Source organism: Roseomonas elaeocarpi, assembly GCF_042433915.1.
GTDB lineage: Bacteria > Pseudomonadota > Alphaproteobacteria > Acetobacterales > Acetobacteraceae > Roseomonas > Roseomonas elaeocarpi.
The window spans coordinates 79,480-95,216 of sequence record NZ_JBHLUN010000005.1 but is presented as its reverse complement, the minus strand read 5'-3'; the positions used below and the strand labels follow the sequence as shown (position 1 = coordinate 95,216).

Below are 15,737 nucleotides of genomic sequence, written 5' to 3'. Positions count from 1 at the left end.
GTCCGGCGCCAGCCTGTCCGGCCCACGGGTGTCCGGAGCCGGGTTTTCCGGCGCCGGGACGTCCAAGGCCGGGGCGGCCACCCTGCCGCCCCGGCCGTCTCCTCAGGCCGCGCGCACGGCCTGAAGAAAGGCCGCCGACTTCTGCTGCAGCGCCCCGGCGCGGTCCGACAGGTCGCCGCTCGCGCCCAGCATCTCGGCCGCGGCGGCGCCGGTGTCCTCGGCCGCCTGCCGCACCTCGCCGATGGACTGCGTCACCACGTCGGTGCCGCGCGCCACCTCGGCCGCGGACCGCGCGATCTCGCGGGTGGTGCTGCCCTGTTCCTCCACCGCCGCGGCAATGGCGGTGGCGATCTCGCTGGTGCGCTCCACCGTGGCGCCGATGCCGTGAATGGCCGTCACCGCGGCCGCGGTGGCGCCCTGCATCTGCTGGATCTGCGCCGCGATCTCCTCGGTGGCACGCGCCGTCTGGGAGGCGAGGCTCTTCACCTCCGACGCCACCACCGCGAAGCCCTTGCCCGCCTCGCCGGCCCGCGCGGCTTCGATCGTGGCGTTGAGCGCCAGCAGGTTCGTTTGTCCCGCGATGTCACTGATCATGCGCACCACGTCGCCGATGCGAGAAGCACTCTCGCTCAGGCTGCGCACCGTGGCGTCGGTGGACTGGACCTCCTGCACCGCGCGCCCCGCGACGGCGGCGGCCTCGCTGACGCGCTCGGTGATCTCGGCGACGCTGACCGCCATTTCCTCGGCCGCGGCCGCCACCGCCTGAACGTCGGCGCTCGCCTGCTGCGACACCTGGGCCACCTGCCGCGCCTGCTGGCCCGAGCCGGCGGCGGCGGTGGACACCTCACCGGCCGCGCGGCGCAGCTCCATGGCACGGTCGGCCACGCCTTCAACCAACTGCCCGACCTCGGCCTCGAAGGTGTCGGCCAGGCGCACCTGCTCCGTGACGAGCCCCCAGGTCACCATGGGGCCCACGTAGTGCCCCGCGCCGTCGGTGATCGCGGTGGCGCGCAGCTCCATCACCTCCCCGCCGAGGTTCATCCGCGTGCGGAAGGGCAGGCGCGACGGGTCCGACAGCAGCTCGCGCTGCCGCTCGGGATGGGCGTGGAACATATCGAAGCTCTGGCCGATCACCTCTCCCGGCGCGCAGGGCAGGCTGCCGGCCACGCGCCCGAGGATGTCCTGCATCTCCGCATTGAGGTAGGTGATGCGGAACTCGTCGCGCGGATCGGCCGTCATGATGCCCAGCGGCAGCTGCTCGATCATCTGGCCCTGCGCGAAGGCCCGCCCGACCACGCCGCGCAGGCGTTCCAGCGCCTGCGCGATGGTGCCGATCTCGTCGCGACGCTCGGTGTCGCGTACCACCTCACCTGCGTTGCCCTCGGCGATCGCGGCGACGCTGGCCGCCAGCCGGCGCAGCGGCAGGCTGATAGTGCGCGCGGTGAGCCAGCTCGACACCACCAGCAGCAGCACCGCCACGCCGCCGATCACCAGCAGCAGCATCTGCAACCGCCGCGTCGCCTCGGACACCCGGCTGTCCGCCTCGGCCACGTTGCCCGCGAGGACCCGCGACAGGCGGTCGGTGGTTTCCATCAGCTTGGTGCGGGCGGTGCTCAGCGCATTGGCGTCGAGCGCCGTGATCGCTTCGCCGGCGCGCAGCACCTCCACCGCGCCGTCGATCATGGTGGTGGCCATCTTGCCCGCCGCCTCGATGTCGTTCTTAATACGGTCCGACATCGGCACGTTCAGCCCTTCGCGCAGCTGGACGCGCTGCAGCGCCACGGCGCGACGGACGCGGCGTACCTGGTCGGCATCGCCGGTGGCCAGGAAGCGCTGGAGGCCGAAGCGGACATCGTTGATCGCCGACTGGAAGCCCAGCAACCGGTCACGAAGCTCGGTCGCCGCGGAGTTGCTCTGCGTCTCGAACTCCACCGAGCCCAGGATGATCTCCAGCGCCTGATCGAATTCCGCGCTGGCGGCGTAGAAGCGTTCGTCGCGGGCACGGAGCAGCTTGGTGCGCTCGTCGGCCAGCTGCGCGATCCCCGCCGCGTAATCCGTCAGCAGCGCCGGCAGGGCGGCGAAATCCTCGCGCAGGCCGGCCGGGGCTTCCTCGGCCATGGCCGTGGCGATCTCGGCACCGTTGCGCAGGGCGAGTTCGGCACGGTTCTGCCCGGTGGCGACGGCACCGGTGCTCTGCGCCGCCGCGATGTCGCGCGCCACCATGGGGGTTTCGGCGGTGCTGGCCGACAGGCCGCCCAGGCGGCGCGTGAGGTCCATGGTGCGGGTGAGCACCGCTTCCTCACCCACGATGAGCTGCACCTCGCGCCGCACCAGCAGCACCAGTGCTGCGATCAGCAGGGCGGCGAGAGCGGCCGAAACAGCCAGCTTCCGACCGACGGACAGGTTCCGGAACATCCGCATCGCGACAACTCTTCCCCACGCAGTTTCGCGAAAGGATCGGGGGAAGAGGTGAAGCCCGGGTGAACGTCGCGAAAGATAAGGATGCGGGCCCTCAGCCGCGCAGCAGGAACTCCCGCCCGACCTTCACGCGCGGCACGCCGTCATAGGCCACGATATCGGCCGTGGCGTAGGTTTCGGTCCACAGGTCGGGGATGAAGGAGCCCGTGCCCACCACGTCCACGGGCGCCCGCGCTTCCGCCATGACGCGGCACTTGGCGACCGAGAAGCCGGAGGAGGCGATGATCCGCACGCGCGGAAAACCGGCCTCGTCCAGCGCGTCGCGCATCCGCCACACCGCAGCCGCCGACACGCCGGTGCCGACCAGGGTGCGCAGCTCCGCCTCGGTGCGGTAGCGGCGCAGCGCGCCGGGGACGTGCATTTCCAGCACCGCGTAGGATTGCGCCGGGTCGAGGCCTTCGAGGTAGCGGCCGCCATGCGTGTCCAGCCGCACCGCGATGCGCCCGGCCGCCGCGAGGTCGGGAAAGCGCCGGCACACCTCCAGCCCGTCCGTCACCTCGCGCCCGAAATAGTCGGTGAGAACCGTCAGGTCGTCGTCGGGATAGGTTTCGCGGAACATCTCGGCCGCGCGCAGCGTCGAGCCGGCGTAGCCGATCAGCGCGTGCGGCATGGTGCCGCGCCCCTTCGCCTGTCCGAACCAGTGCGCGGTGGCGTCGTTGGAATTGCCGATGAAGCCCACCGCCCCTTCGCGCTGCGCGGCGCGCGAGCCGACGGAGGCGGCATAGGCCATCATCTCCTGCATCTCGGCGCCGGCGCAATGGCGGGCCTCCATGGCCAGGAAGGCCACCTTGGGCAGTTCCAGGCAGGCCTGATAGGCGTTCTGCGCTGCCACGCAGGCGGCACCGAGCTTCTGCAGCAGCAGGGTTTCAAGGTCGGCCAGTGCCACGAAGGAGCCGGAGATATTGAGGATCGGGTCGCCCGCGCCGACCCAGTCCCCTTCAGGGTGCAGGACGTCGATCTCGAACTGCGTGTTGCGCTGCGCCGCCACCGCCGTGAGCCAGTCCACCGCGAGGCAGGGCGCCGAGATCACCGGCCGGCGCAGAAACACCGCGTAGGTGACGCGGCAGTCGCCATGCGCCGCCACCACGGCCTTGGTGCGGTTGAAGTAGCTGTCGGTGCGGGCCGTGATCTCCGCTTCCGGCGTGGCCTGCACCACGCCCCGCCGGATCCAGGCGCCGGTCCTTGGGTCGGTCGGCGCAGCTGCTTCGTCCGTCACCGCTCTGATGCTCCTTGCGTTCCGCTTCAACAGCGGGATCACGGCACGGTCCCGCCCGCCCAGCCAGACCGGAAGCGGGACCCCTGCCCCGCGCTCCGCTCGCGGCGGCGCCCGGCAAGGGCGCCGCGCTGGCCAAGCCGGGAAGGCCCGGCCGGACCGTTCGCTACTGCGCCGCCTGCATCGGCAGGGCGGGCGCGTTGGGGCGGCGGGCCTTCAGCTCCTCCGCCACCAGGAAGGCGAGCTCCAGCGACTGCTCCGCGTTGAGGCGCGGGTCGCAGGCCGTGGCGTAGGAGCGGCTCAGGTCCGCTTCCGTCAGCCGGTGAGCGCCGCCCAGGCACTCCGTCACGTCGCTGCCCGTCATCTCGACATGGACGCCGCCGGGCCAGGTGCCCTCGGCCTGGTGCACGTCGAAGAAGGAGCGGACCTCGCGCAGGATCGCGTCGAAGGAGCGCGTCTTGTAGGAGCCGGCCGGCACGGTGTTGCCGTGCATCGGGTCGGTGATCCAGGTGACCTTGCGCCCCTCGGCCTTGATCGCGCGCAGCAGCGGCGGCAGCAGCGTCTCGACCTTGCCCGCGCCCATGCGGGTGATCAGCGTCAGGCGCCCGGCCTTGTTGCCGGGGTTCAGCCGCTCGGTCAGGCGCAGCAGGTCGTCGATGCTGGTGGTCGGCCCGACCTTGAGGCCGATCGGGTTCGCCACGCCGCTCAGGAACTCGACATGACCGCCGTCGGGCTGGCGCGTGCGGTCGCCGATCCACAGGAAGTGCGCGGAACAGGCGTAGTGCCGGCCGCGATGCGTGGACGGTTCGCGCGTCAGCGCCTGCTCGTAGCCCAGCAGCAGCGCCTCGTGCGAGGTGTAGAACTCGGTTTCGCGCACCTGCGGCGCTTCCGACATGCCGCAGGCGGCCATGAAGCGCAGCGTCTCGTCGATGCGCGCCGCCAAGTCCTGGTAGCGTTCCGCCAGCGGCGAGCGCGCCACGAAGCCCTGGTTCCAGCGATGCACCTCATGGAGATCGGCGAAGCCGCCGGTCGCGAAGGCGCGCAGGAGGTTCAGCGTCGCCGCGGACTGCAGGTAGGCGAATTCCATGCGCGACGGGTCGGGCACGCGGGCGGCCGCGGTGAATTCCGGCCCGTTGACGATGTCGCCGCGATAGGAAGGCAGAACCTCCTCGCCCCGCTTCTCCACGTCGGAGGAGCGCGGCTTGGCGAACTGGCCGGCCATGCGGCCCAGCTTCACCACCGGCAGCGAGGCGCCGAAGGTCAGCACCACCGCCATCTGCAGCAGCACCTTGAAGGTGTCGCGGATGGTATCGGCCCGGAAGTCGCCGAAGGACTCAGCGCAGTCACCACCCTGGAGAACGAAGGCGCGGCCCTCGGCCGCATCCGCGAGGCGCGCGGTCAGGCGGTCCGCCTCGCCCGCGAAGACGAGCGGGGGAAACGAGGCGAGGCGTTCCTCCATCGACTGGAGGGCCGCTTGGTCAGGGTAGTCGGGCACCTGCCGGATCGGCATTTCACGCCAGGATCCGGGGCGCCAGGTCTTGCTGCTCATTTGATTGGCGCGTCCGTGGAAAAGGTCGGGGACCATAGCGGGGGAAGCTGGGCGGGGAAAACCCCGATACGAGCTTCGCCGGGCAGGTCAGCCCTGGTCGCAGGGCGGCCCGGCGAAAGGTGGCAATTCAGAGCCTCGCGGACGGCACCCCTACCGGGACGATATGGGCTGACCGGCAGAGATTGCACCCCCGCCACGCCACCGGTCCCGGCCGCCGTCGCGCGCCCACCCTGACGCGGCGGGCGCCTTGCGGCTCAGGCCGCCTCGTCCTCCTCCGCCGCCTGCGGGTCGCCGACGCGGCGGGCCGGGGAGCGGAGGGTGACGAATTCCTCGGCCGCGGTGGGGTGGATGCCGATGGTGCGGTCGAGCTGTTCCTTGGTCAGCCCGTTCACCACCGCCACCGCGAAGCCCTGCATCATCTCGGGCGCGTCCTCGCCCAGCATGTGCATGCCCAGGATCACCCGGGTCTCGCAGTCCACGATGACCTTCATCACCGAGCGCCGGCCGTCGCGCTTGGTGATCGCGTGGCGCATCGGCGTGAAGCGGTTGACGAAGACCTCGGCCGGCTTGCCACGGGCGTCGGCCTCGTCCTCGGTCATGCCGACGCTGCCGATCGGCGGCGAGGAGAACACCGCCTTGGGCACGTTCTCGTAGGAGGCGTGGCGCGGCTTGTTTCCGAACAGCGTGTCAGCCAGGGCATGACCCAGGTTGGTGGCCATGGGCGTCAGGTTCACCCGGTCGGTCACGTCGCCGATGGCGAAGACGTGCTTCTGGCTGGTGGCCTGATCCTCATCCACCAGGACGGCGCCCTTCCTGTCCACCTCGATGCCGGCCTTTTCCAGCCCCAGCCCCTCGGTGTGCGGCACCCGGCCGAGCGCCAGCATCACCGCCTCGGTTTCCAGGATCTGCCCGGACTTGAGCGTCACCACCCGCCCGTCCTCGCCGGCGGAGCCCAGGCTTTCCAGGTCCTCGCCCGGGTGCAGCAGGATGCCCTGCGCGGTGAGCGCCTCGGCCAGGCCTTCGCGCAACTCCAGGTCGAAGCCGCGCAGCGGGAGCTTCTGGCGGTACACCAGCGTGACCTCGGAGCCCAGCGCGTGCAGCAGGCAGGCGAACTCGACGCCGATATAGCCGCCGCCCACCACCACGATGCGCTCGGGCCGCTTTTCCAGCGTGAACAGGTCGTCCGAGATCATGCCGCAGTCGACGCCCGGGATGTCGGGCCGCACCGGCTTGCCACCCACCGCGATCACGATGTTCGCGGCCGTCACCCGCTGCCCGCCGACATCCAGCGTATGGGCGTCGATAAAGGTCGCGCGCGCCTCGAAGACGGTGACGCCGGCGCCCTCCAGCAGCCGGCGGTAGATGCCCGACAGCCGCGCCACCTCCCCGTCGCGCGCCTGGCGCAGCACGTTCCAGTCGTGGCCGCGCTTCTCGATGTCCCAGCCGAAGGCCGGGGCGTCGTCGGCCCAGCCGCCGTATTCCGCCGCCTGCACCATGATCTTCTTGGGCACGCAGCCGACATTGACGCAGGTGCCGCCCCAGAAGCGTTCCTCGGCGATGCCCACCTTCGCGCCATGACCCGCGGAGATGCGCGCGCAGCGGACGCCGGCGCTGCCGCCACCGATCACGAAAAGGTCGAAGTCGTAGTCGGCCATGCGGGTCCCCGGCAGCGATGCGTTTCGCAGCCCTAGGTCGGGCCTCCCGGCGCTTCCGGCAAGCCCCGCCGCCGCGCGGCAGGCCGGACTTCCCGTAGCCCCAGGCCGCTGCCCCGGCTCCCTCCGGCCCGGCCGCCGCTCAGCCGGCGGCGGGCACGTCGCGGCGGCCATGCCGCGCGATCATCCGCGCCAGGCTGGGGCCGGCCGCCATGACGATGAACAGCCGCACGGTCTGCAGCGCCATCACGAAGGGCAGGTCCACGTTGCCCGAGGTGGCGGCGATGATCGCGACCGAGTCGATGCCGCCCGGGCTGGTGGCGAGGTAGGCGGTCAGCGGATCGATCCCCATCCAGTGATGGAGGCCCCAGGCCAGCGCCCCGCAGAAGCCGATCAGCACCAGGATCGACAGCACGATGCGCGGCAGGGCGCGGGAGGCATGGACCAGCACCGCGCGGGTGAAGCCCAGCCCGATGCGCCAGCCCAGCACCGCGTAGCTCATCGCCAGCAGCCATTCCGGCAGTTCGAAGCGGATCAGGCCCGCGATGTGCAGCGCGGCCCCCAGCACCATCGGCAGCAGCAGCGACCCGGCCGGGAGGCGCAGCCTTTGCCCGAGCCAGGCGCCGCCGAAGGCCAGCGCCAGCGTTTCGGCGAAGGGGACCGGCAGGATCGGCGGGAACCAGTGGACCGCCTCGGCATGCGCGCCCGAGGTATCGACCCAGAGCCGCGCCAGGATCGAGGCCGCCAGCGCCACGAAGACCACGCGCAGGTACTGCATGAAGGCCACCAGCCGGGCGTCGGCGCCGAAGGCCTCGGCCATCAGCATCATCGCCGTGGCCGCGCCCGGCGAGGAACCCCAGACGGCGGTGGTGCCGGGCAGCACCTGCCAGCGGCTCATCAGCCAGCCCAGCACGCTGCTGGCCACCAGGGTCGAGAGCACCACGCCGAGGAAAACCGGCCAGGCGCCGAGAAAGGTGTGGAGGATGCCGGCGGTGATCGAGCTCGCGATCAGGCAGCCGATGATGCCTTGGCCCGCGGCGTAGGGCAGCTTCGGCACCCGCACCGTGGCGCCGTTCACGCCCGCCACGATGCCCACCACCATCGGCCCGAGCAGCAGGGCGGCCGGCAGCCCGGCCCGGAACAGCAGGCCGCCCAGCGCGGCCGAGCCGAGCAGCAGCAGCCCCCACTGCAAGGGCGCCGGCTGGCGCGCCATCCAGCCCCGGGAGGTCTTCGGCAGGCTGGCGGGATGGAGCGCGTCCGCGGGGTTGGTTTCGGCGGTGGCCGCCTCGGCCGGCTTGGTCGCACCCGGTGTTTCGCTCAACCGCCGGCCTCCTCTCGATCGCTACGCTGCCGGCCGGGGCACCGTGCCCCCGCGACGCTGGTCGCCCCGCCGTGACCGGGCTCCCGGACGGGCGGCATCGCACCGCCGCCGGTCACCGTCGCGGCTCAGGGCCCCGCCGTTCTCCCGCGCAATACCCTCCGGCGGAACCCCTGCCGGCGCGGGGCCGCATCACTCCACGGTCACGGCTTTGGCGAGGTTGCGCGGCTGGTCCACGTCGGTGCCCTTCAGCACTGCCACGTGATAGGCCAGCATCTGCACCGGGATCGCGTGGAGGATCGGTGCCACGAAGGGGTCCACGGTCGGCAACTCCACCACCCGCTCGGCGAAGCGGCGCAGCGCGGGCGCGCCGGCGGCGTCGGTGAAGGCGATGATCCGCCCGCCGCGCGCCGCCGCTTCCTGGAGGTTGGAGGCCGTCTTCTCGAACAGCGGCCCGGACGGGCACAGCGCGATCACCGGCACCGAGGGGTCGATCAGCGCGATCGGCCCGTGCTTCATCTCGCCGGCGGCGTAGCCCTCGGCGTGGATGTAGCTCAGCTCCTTGAGCTTGAGCGCGCCCTCCATGGCGATCGGGAACAGCGACCCGCGTGCGAGGTAGAGGACGTCGCGCGCCCCTGCCACCTCGGCCGCCACGGACTCGATCTCGCCTCCGCGCTCCATCAGCCGCGCCGCGTGCTCGGGCACTTCCAGCAGCGCCGCGGTCAGCCGCGCTTCCTCGGCCTCGTCGATCGTGCCGCGCGCGCGGGCGAAGTTGATCGCCAGGCACGCCATCACCGAGAGCTGCGCGGTAAAGGCCTTGGTGGAGGCCACGCTGATCTCCGGCCCCGCCACGGTCAGCAGCGCCGCGTCGGACTGCCGCGCCATGCTCGATTCCGGCACGTTGACCAGCGACACGGTGGACTGCCCGCCGGCGCGCAGCATGGCCAGCGCGGCGAGGTTGTCGGCCGTCTCGCCCGACTGGCTGATCAGCATCGCCGCCCCACCCGGGGTCAGCGGCGGATCGCGGTAGCGCAGCTCCGAGGCCACGTCGCAATCCGTGGGCAGCCGCGCCAGCGCTTCCATCCAGTAGCGCGCGACCTGCGCCACCAGGAAGGCGGAGCCGCAGGCACTCAGCGTCAGCCGCGGCAGCGTCGCGGGATCGAAGGGCAGCGGCGGCCGCCCGACCACGCGCGTGCCGGCGTCGATATACTGCTGCAGCGTGTCGCCGATCGCGATCGGGTGCTCGTGCAGCTCCTTTTCCATGAAGTGGCGGTAGTTGCCCTTGCCCACCACCGCGCCGGAAAAGGCGGTGACGCGGACCGGGCGCTCCGCCGGCCGGTCCGCCGCGTCGAAGAACTGCGCGCCCGTGTCGGTCAGCACGGTCCAGTCGCCCTCGTTGAGGTAGGCAATGCGGCGGGTCAGCGGCGCCAGCGCCAGCGCGTCGGAGCCGATGAACATCTCGCCCTCACCGAAGCCCACCGCCAGCGGCGCCCCCTGGCGCGCGGCCAGCAGCTTGCGCGGGTGGCCGGCGAAGACGGCGGCCAGCGCGAAGGCGCCGTGCACCCGGCGCAGCGCCGCGGCGAAGGCGGCCTCCGGCTCCATGCCTTCGGCCAGGTTGCGGTCCAGCAGCCGCGCGAAGGTTTCGGTGTCGGTCTCGGTCTCGAACACCGCGCCGCCGGCCTCGAGCTCGGCCCGCAGCTCGGCATGGTTCTCGATGATGCCGTTATGGACCACCGACACCCGCGCCGTGCCGTGCGGGTGGGCGTTGCGCTCCGTGGGCGCACCGTGCGTGGCCCAGCGCGTGTGGCCGATGCCGGTGGTGCCGTCCAGCGGCTCCCGGTCCAGCACCGTGGCGAGGTTGTTCAGCTTGCCCTCGGCGCGGCGGCGCTCGATGTGGCCGTCCACCAGCGTGGCGATGCCGGCGCTGTCGTAGCCCCGGTATTCCAGCCGGCGCAGCGCTTCCAGCAGCCGCGGCGCGGCTTCCTGCGTCCCGACGACGCCGACGATCCCGCACATGGTTCTACCGCTTCCCCCCGGTCTGGCCCTTGGCCTGCGCCCTGGACCGCATGCCGCGCCCCGGCTTGGTTTCCTGCCGCCCGCGCGCGATCGCCAGCGCGTCGTCGGGCACCTCGCTCGTCACTGTGCTGCCGCCCGCCACCAGTGCGCCCGCGCCCACGCGGACGGGCGCGACCATCACCGTGCCGGAGCCGATGAATGCCCCCGCCCCGATCTCGGTGCGGTGCTTGTTCCTGCCGTCGTAGTTCGCGGTGATCGTGCCGGCGCCGATATTGGCCCCGGCTCCCACCGTGGCATCGCCCAGGTAGCTGAGGTGCCCGGCCTTGGCGCCCTCGCCCAGCACGGCGTTCTTAAGCTCGACGAAGTTGCCGACATGGGCGCGCGGCTCGATCACCGCGCCGGGCCGCAGCCGCGCGAAGGGGCCGATCGTGGCGCCGCGCCGGACGGTGCAGCCCTCGAGATGCGAGAAGGCCTGGATCTCGGCCTCGTCCTCGACCGTGACGCCGGGGCCGAACACCACGTCGGGCCCCACCGTCACGTCCTGGCCCAGCACCGTGTCGTAGGAGAGGGTCACGCTTTCGGGCCGGATCAGCGTGGCGCCGTTCTCCAGCGCCGCGCGGCGCAACCGGGTCTGCACGGCGGCCTCGGCCTCGGCCAGCTCCGCGCGGCTGTTGATGCCGCGGCACTCGGCCTCGCTCGCCTCCACCGACACCGCGCGGCGGCCATCGGCGCGGCTGATCTCCACCAGGTCGCCCAGGTAGTATTCCCCGGCGGCGTTGCTGTTGCCGACCTGCCGCAGCCAGCGGAACAGGTCCCGCCCGTCGGCGCAGACGACGCCCGCGTTGCACAACCCTTCGGCCCGCTCGGCCTCGGTGGCGTCCTTCCATTCCACGATGCGCGAGATGCCGCCATCGGCGTGCGGCAGGACACGGCCATAGCGCGCGGGATCGGCCGGGCGCATCGCCAGCAGCGCCAGCGCGCCCTCGGGCCGTTCCTCGCGCAGGCGGCGCATGGTGTCGGCCGTGATCAGCGGGTTGTCGGCGTAGAGCACCGCCACGTCGCCCTCGAAGCCGTCCAGCACCGTGGCGGCCTGCAAGGCGGCATGGGCGGTGCCGAGCCGTTCCTCCTGCACCACCGAAGGATAAGGGGCGGCCACTTCCTCCAGCGCGTGCATGCCGGGGCCCACCACCACCACGATGTGGTCGAAGGCGTCCTCGCAGGCGGCGATGAGGTGCGACAGCATGGGGCGCCCGGCGAGGGGGTGCAGGGCCTTGGGCAGGCGGGAACGCATGCGCGTTCCAAGGCCGGCGGCGAGGAGGATGGCGGCGGAAGGCATCGTGTCCTCGGCCTAGCCCGCCCTCCCCGCCCCGTCCAGCATGACCAGCACCGGTCCGCTTCAACTCGTATTGCCGGGCGTGACGCGGGGAAGGCCAGGGCGGCCCGCCGGAGATCCGGGCCTCGCTCCGGACGCGCGAAATCCCGTGCCCGGGGCATGGAGCCTCCGGCCGATCCGCTCTAGGCATCCGGCATGGAACGGATCTGCCTCCTCGACCTCGACGGGACGCTGCTGGACAGCGCGCCCGACATCCGCGGCGCCCTGAACCGGCTGATGGAGCGACACGGCATGGCCGGCTTCACCCTGCCCGAGGTCCACCGGATGATCGGCAACGGCGTGAAGGTGACGGTGGAACAGGCCCTCGCCGCCCGCGACCGCCCCTTCGAGGAGGCGCTGCTGAGCTCCTTCGTCGCCGACTACGAAGCCCACGCCAGCGACGAGACCCGCCCCTTCCCCGGCGTCCTCGACGCGCTGGAGGCGCTGCGCGCCGAGGGCTGGCGCCTGGCGGTGTGCACCAACAAGCCGGTTCGCGCCGCGCGGATCGTGCTGGAGGGTTGCGGGCTGCTGCCGCTGCTCGACGCCGTGGCGGGGGGCGACAGCTTCGCCGTGCGCAAGCCCGATCCCGGACACCTGATCGGCACGCTGGCGATGCTGGAACTGCCGCCCGAGGCCGCAGGCGGGGCGGTGATGGTGGGCGACCACAGCAACGACGTGCGCTCGGCCAGGGCGGCCGGCGTGCGGCCGGTCTTCGCCGCCTGGGGCTACGGCCCGCCCGAGATGGCCGAGGGCGCGCCGGTGGCGCAAACGCCCGCCGAGTTGCCGGCGATCCTGCGCGGCCTCGCGCCGCGCTGAGCCCCCAGCCTAGGCCTGCCAAGCTAGGGCTTCCGGTCAAGGTCGACCGGTCTGGCCTGCGGGATACCGCGACCGGGCACCTGTCGGGCAGCGTAGAGGGCCACCTGCCGGCCCGGAGCGGAGCCACCGCGCACCGGCCGCCGGCACGGCCCACACCCGGCCGCGGACCCTCAGGAGGCCGGCCGCGCCCGCACCAGCGTGATCGTGGTGGCGCCGAACCAGCGGCTCGGCGCCTCGAGGCGCACCGGCAGGAAGGGCCCGCCCTCCACCGGCTGCGCGAGCCAGGCATTGCCTTCCTGCGGCTTGTGGTCGTCCGGCCCGTCATCCTTGCGGAAGCCGCCGATCAGCTGGCCCTGGAAGCGGCAATGGAGGCTGCGGCCCTTCCAGTTGGCGTCGGTCAGCATCTCCCACCCCACGGTCCGCGCCTGCATCGCGGTCAGGCGGCGGCCGTCGAACAGGTTGGCGCGGCCCTCGCAGCGGCCGCTGTCCTGCGCCTGGCGCAGCAGCTGCGCCACGGCGGTCAGCGTGTCCACGGTGTTGCGCTGCGCCTCCGGCGGCACGGATTCGCGCTCCTCGTCGTTGGGCGGGATCAGCTGCCGGATGGCGGGCTGGCCGCCGACGTAGTCCAGCACCGTGGAACGCTGCTCACCGGCCCACATCCCCTGCGCGGCGTAGCGCGACGGCTGCGGCCGGCTGCCGGACCAGGCGCCCTGCACCCGCGTGGTCATGTCGCCGGAACGGAACACCGAGGCGACGCCGCGCATCCGCGCCCGCACCTCCACCGCGTAGCCGGGCGGCGCGTCGAGATCGACCCGCGCCTCGATCTCCATCACCGTGATCCCCGCGGCCCGCACCTCGTAGGTGGCCAGGATCGGGGCCGCCTCCGCGCCCCTGGCGAAACCCGCAAGCCCCAGCAGCACCCCACCGAGCAGCGCCCCCCTCGGGAACGAGGCCGCGGGCGCAACAGCGCTTCGCGACACGACGGCGGAACCTCTGGAGCGGGGACACAAGGGCATTCAGCAAACCTCCGGGGGATATCGGGCATGTGTTGTCGCCACCCCCCGTTGACACCCCCGCGCGGCGGGGATAGTTGAGCGCCCACGGTTCGGGTGCGTAGCTCAGCGGTAGAGCACTGCCTTCACACGGCAGGTGTCACAGGTTCAATCCCTGTCGCACCCACCACCGACCTTCCAGACTGACAGATCCTTGCAATGCCCGCGTACCGGCCCGGCGGGTGGCAAGCCGTCTCGCGTGGTCCCTTGCCTTCAAGGGACACACTCCCTCCACGGCATCCGCCGCCGCGAGGGCGCCTGTTCAGCGCTCGGCGGTGATCAGTTCGCCCACGGTCTGCAGCAGCTGATCGGCGCGGAAGGGCTTGCTCAGGGCGCGCTCGCGCTCATGGAACTCCCGCCCCCAGAACACCCATGGGCGCCCCGTGATGTAGAGGACCGGAAGGTCGGGACGCAGGCGGCGAATGCTGGCCGCGACCTCGAAGCCATCCGCCGGCGTCCCGAGGTTGATATCCGTCACCAGCAGCCGGCAGCCGTTGTCCTGCCGGATCGCGGCCAGGGCCGTGTCGTAGCCATCGACGCCGACCACGTTCCAGCCCTCCTCTTCCAGGAGGGCCACGAGCGTTTCGCGCACAAGGCTGTCGTCATCGACCACCAGCACGTCGCACATCGTACTCAACCGGCCTCCTGGCGCCCGTGCTTGGTCCGGGCGACACTAAGGCCATCACTCCACTGGCGGCACAATCCCCTGCCTGGGGTGAGGGATGTGCACAATGAAGCGAGTGTGGGGAACAGACCGGTCAGCCTCGATGGTTCCGCCCCGCAACAGGCCGCGGATCAGCCGCATGCCGAGGCCCTTGCTGCGGGCCGGGTCGAAGTCGGCCGGAACGCCCGGTCCCTCGTCGTCCACGGTGAGCTCGATCTGGTCGCCGTCGCGGTCGCGCACCGTGATCCGGATGGCGCCCTCGCCGTATTTCAGGGCATTGGTCAGCAGTTCCGTCACCACCAGGCCGAGCGTGGTCACTTCGGCGGCCGGCCAGACCAGCGGGTCGCAGTCCACCACCACCGCGCGCTCCAGCGTCGAGGCCATGCCGGAACGGACATGCGCCATGAGGCCCGCGAGGTAGCCCGGCACGTCCACCTCCAGCGCCGCGCCGGTGCGGTAAAGCTGGTCGTGGATGGCGCCGATGGTGAGGACGCGGTTGGCGCTCTCGGTCAGCTGCTGCGCCGCTTCCGCGGTGGCCGCACCCCGCGCCTGGAGGCTGAGGAGGTTCTGCACCAGCTGGAGCGAGTTCTTCACCCGGTGGTGGACCTCCAGCATCAGGAGGTCCTTCTGCCGGACGTTGTCCTGCAGCGCCGTGATGTCGCGCAGCACCGCCACCAGCCGCGGCGGCTCCCCCGGGATCGGCGCCACGCGGACGTCCCACCAGCGGGGGTTGCCCAGCGGCGTTATCCGGAAAGCCTCGAAGCGCGAGGACTGCCCGGCGGCGCCCGCCGCCACGGCGGCGCGGACCTTGACCGCTTCCTCCGCGGGCCAGGCCTCTTCCCATTGGCGACCCACGAGAAGGGCAGTGCTGCCCGCTTCCAGCTTCTCGGCCGCCCCGGCGCCGATGATCTCCACCCGGCCGTCCCCCGCGATCACCTTGATCACGTCGGGACTCGCGTTCAGCACGCTGGCCAGGAAAGCCTCGTTGTCGCGCAGGCGCTGGGTCTGCAGCAGCCGCTCCACCACCAGCCCCAGCGTCGAGGCCAGGCCCTGGAGGAAGTCGCTGTCCACCTGGGTGAAGCGCTTGCGCTCGGAGGCGTCGGCCTCCAGCACGCCGAAGCGGCGGCCCTCGTCGCCCACCAGCACGTTGATCGCCGAGTGGATGCCGTGCTCGGCCAGCAGCGCGGGGGTGCGGAAGCGCGTTTCATCCTCCAGGTGGTCGGAGATCACGGCCTGACCGGTCTGGAAGGCGTAGCCGGCGGGGCTCAGGTCGTCGGCGCCCAGCGTCGCGTGCCCGACCACCCCAGGGCGCCAGCCGACGCCCGCGCGCACCAGCAGCCTGCCCGTCGCGGGCTGCCATTCCAGCACCTTGGCGTGGTCGGTCCGCAGCCCGGCCGCCACGACGCGGCACAGCTCGTCCAGCGTGGGCTGCAGCTCGCTGGCGCGCAGGGCAAAGGTGGCGAAGTGGGCAGCCAGTTCCTGCTGCCGCCGCCGCAGCGACAGCTCGTCGGTTGATTCTGTCCCGGGAAGCATCGTCATTCCGTGCTCACCTTACCGCGAGCACGGGGAGGCTGGAAGGCCGTTGGCCCGTCCAGAGGATCAGCCAT

11 protein-coding genes and 1 tRNA gene are annotated in these 15,737 nt (G+C 72.1%); 2 read left to right on the top strand and 10 right to left on the bottom strand.

What is annotated here, in order from left to right:
* Positions 1-102: 102 nt before the first annotated feature.
* The 7 genes from ACFFGY_RS05940 to glmU all read right to left on the bottom strand — a co-directional run bounded on the left by ACFFGY_RS05940 (position 103) and on the right by glmU (position 11,562).
* The gene (locus ACFFGY_RS05940; RefSeq protein WP_377043509.1) at positions 103-2,421 is read right to left on the bottom strand and encodes a methyl-accepting chemotaxis protein; all 2,319 of its coding nucleotides are present in this window, start codon (positions 2,419-2,421) and stop codon (positions 103-105) included.
* Positions 2,422-2,512: 91 nt separating this feature from the next.
* The gene (locus ACFFGY_RS05935) at positions 2,513-3,646 is read right to left on the bottom strand and encodes a beta/alpha barrel domain-containing protein (RefSeq protein ID WP_377044025.1); all 1,134 of its coding nucleotides are present in this window, start codon (positions 3,644-3,646) and stop codon (positions 2,513-2,515) included.
* Positions 3,647-3,857: 211 nt separating this feature from the next.
* Positions 3,858-5,240: a class II 3-deoxy-7-phosphoheptulonate synthase gene (locus ACFFGY_RS05930; RefSeq protein ID WP_377043508.1), complete on the bottom strand. Its 1,383-nt coding sequence runs from the start codon at positions 5,238-5,240 to the stop codon at positions 3,858-3,860.
* Positions 5,241-5,494: 254 nt separating this feature from the next.
* Positions 5,495-6,895, bottom strand: a complete 1,401-nt coding sequence (gorA, locus tag ACFFGY_RS05925) for a glutathione-disulfide reductase (protein WP_377043507.1) — start codon at positions 6,893-6,895, stop codon at positions 5,495-5,497.
* Positions 6,896-7,034: 139 nt separating this feature from the next.
* Positions 7,035-8,213, bottom strand: a complete 1,179-nt coding sequence (locus tag ACFFGY_RS05920) for an AbrB family transcriptional regulator (RefSeq protein ID WP_377043506.1) — start codon at positions 8,211-8,213, stop codon at positions 7,035-7,037.
* A 189-nt stretch (positions 8,214-8,402) separates the two neighbouring features.
* Positions 8,403-10,226, bottom strand: coding sequence for a glutamine--fructose-6-phosphate transaminase (isomerizing) (glmS, locus tag ACFFGY_RS05915; protein ID WP_377043504.1), 1,824 nt, complete (start codon positions 10,224-10,226; stop codon positions 8,403-8,405).
* Positions 10,227-10,230: 4 nt separating this feature from the next.
* A complete protein-coding gene (gene glmU, locus ACFFGY_RS05910) occupies positions 10,231-11,562 on the bottom strand; it encodes a bifunctional UDP-N-acetylglucosamine diphosphorylase/glucosamine-1-phosphate N-acetyltransferase GlmU (protein ID WP_377043503.1) in 1,332 nt (443 codons plus the stop codon).
* A 192-nt stretch (positions 11,563-11,754) separates the two neighbouring features.
* On the opposite strand from glmU, the gene ACFFGY_RS05905 reads away from it, so the two are divergent.
* Positions 11,755-12,414 carry an HAD family hydrolase gene (locus ACFFGY_RS05905; RefSeq protein WP_377043502.1) on the top strand — a complete coding sequence of 220 codons (660 nt, stop codon included), beginning with the start codon at positions 11,755-11,757 and terminating at the stop codon, positions 12,412-12,414.
* A gap of 170 nt (positions 12,415-12,584) precedes the next feature.
* On the opposite strand, the gene ACFFGY_RS05900 is transcribed toward ACFFGY_RS05905, so the two are convergent.
* Positions 12,585-13,394, bottom strand: coding sequence for a DUF3108 domain-containing protein (locus tag ACFFGY_RS05900; RefSeq protein ID WP_377043501.1), 810 nt, complete (start codon positions 13,392-13,394; stop codon positions 12,585-12,587).
* Between the two features lie 127 nt (positions 13,395-13,521).
* On the opposite strand from ACFFGY_RS05900, the gene ACFFGY_RS05895 reads away from it, so the two are divergent.
* Positions 13,522-13,596: transfer RNA gene (locus ACFFGY_RS05895), tRNA-Val, on the top strand.
* 132 nt (positions 13,597-13,728) lie between these two features.
* Here ACFFGY_RS05895 and ACFFGY_RS05890 read toward each other — a convergent pair.
* Positions 13,729-14,094, bottom strand: coding sequence for a response regulator (locus ACFFGY_RS05890; protein ID WP_377044024.1), 366 nt, complete (start codon positions 14,092-14,094; stop codon positions 13,729-13,731).
* A 54-nt stretch (positions 14,095-14,148) separates the two neighbouring features.
* Positions 14,149-15,669, bottom strand: a complete 1,521-nt coding sequence (locus ACFFGY_RS05885) for a sensor histidine kinase (protein ID WP_377043500.1) — start codon at positions 15,667-15,669, stop codon at positions 14,149-14,151.
* Between the last annotated feature and the right edge of the window lie 68 nt (positions 15,670-15,737).

What these genes read in the sequence shown, in the direction of transcription:
- ACFFGY_RS05930 (WP_377043508.1), bottom strand. Translation starts at nt 5,240, where the DNA reads ATGAGCAGCAAGACCTGGCGCCCCGGATCCTGGCGTGAAATGCCGATC.
- gorA (WP_377043507.1), bottom strand. Translation starts at nt 6,895, where the DNA reads ATGGCCGACTACGACTTCGACCTTTTCGTGATCGGTGGCGGCAGCGCC.
- ACFFGY_RS05905 (WP_377043502.1), top strand. Translation starts at nt 11,755, where the DNA reads ATGGAACGGATCTGCCTCCTCGACCTCGACGGGACGCTGCTGGACAGC.
- glmS (WP_377043504.1), bottom strand. Translation starts at nt 10,226, where the DNA reads ATGTGCGGGATCGTCGGCGTCGTCGGGACGCAGGAAGCCGCGCCGCGG.
- glmU (WP_377043503.1), bottom strand. Translation starts at nt 11,562, where the DNA reads ATGCCTTCCGCCGCCATCCTCCTCGCCGCCGGCCTTGGAACGCGCATG.
- ACFFGY_RS05885 (WP_377043500.1), bottom strand. Translation starts at nt 15,669, where the DNA reads ATGACGATGCTTCCCGGGACAGAATCAACCGACGAGCTGTCGCTGCGG.
- ACFFGY_RS05940 (WP_377043509.1), bottom strand. Translation starts at nt 2,421, where the DNA reads ATGCGGATGTTCCGGAACCTGTCCGTCGGTCGGAAGCTGGCTGTTTCG.
- ACFFGY_RS05890 (WP_377044024.1), bottom strand. Translation starts at nt 14,094, where the DNA reads ATGTGCGACGTGCTGGTGGTCGATGACGACAGCCTTGTGCGCGAAACG.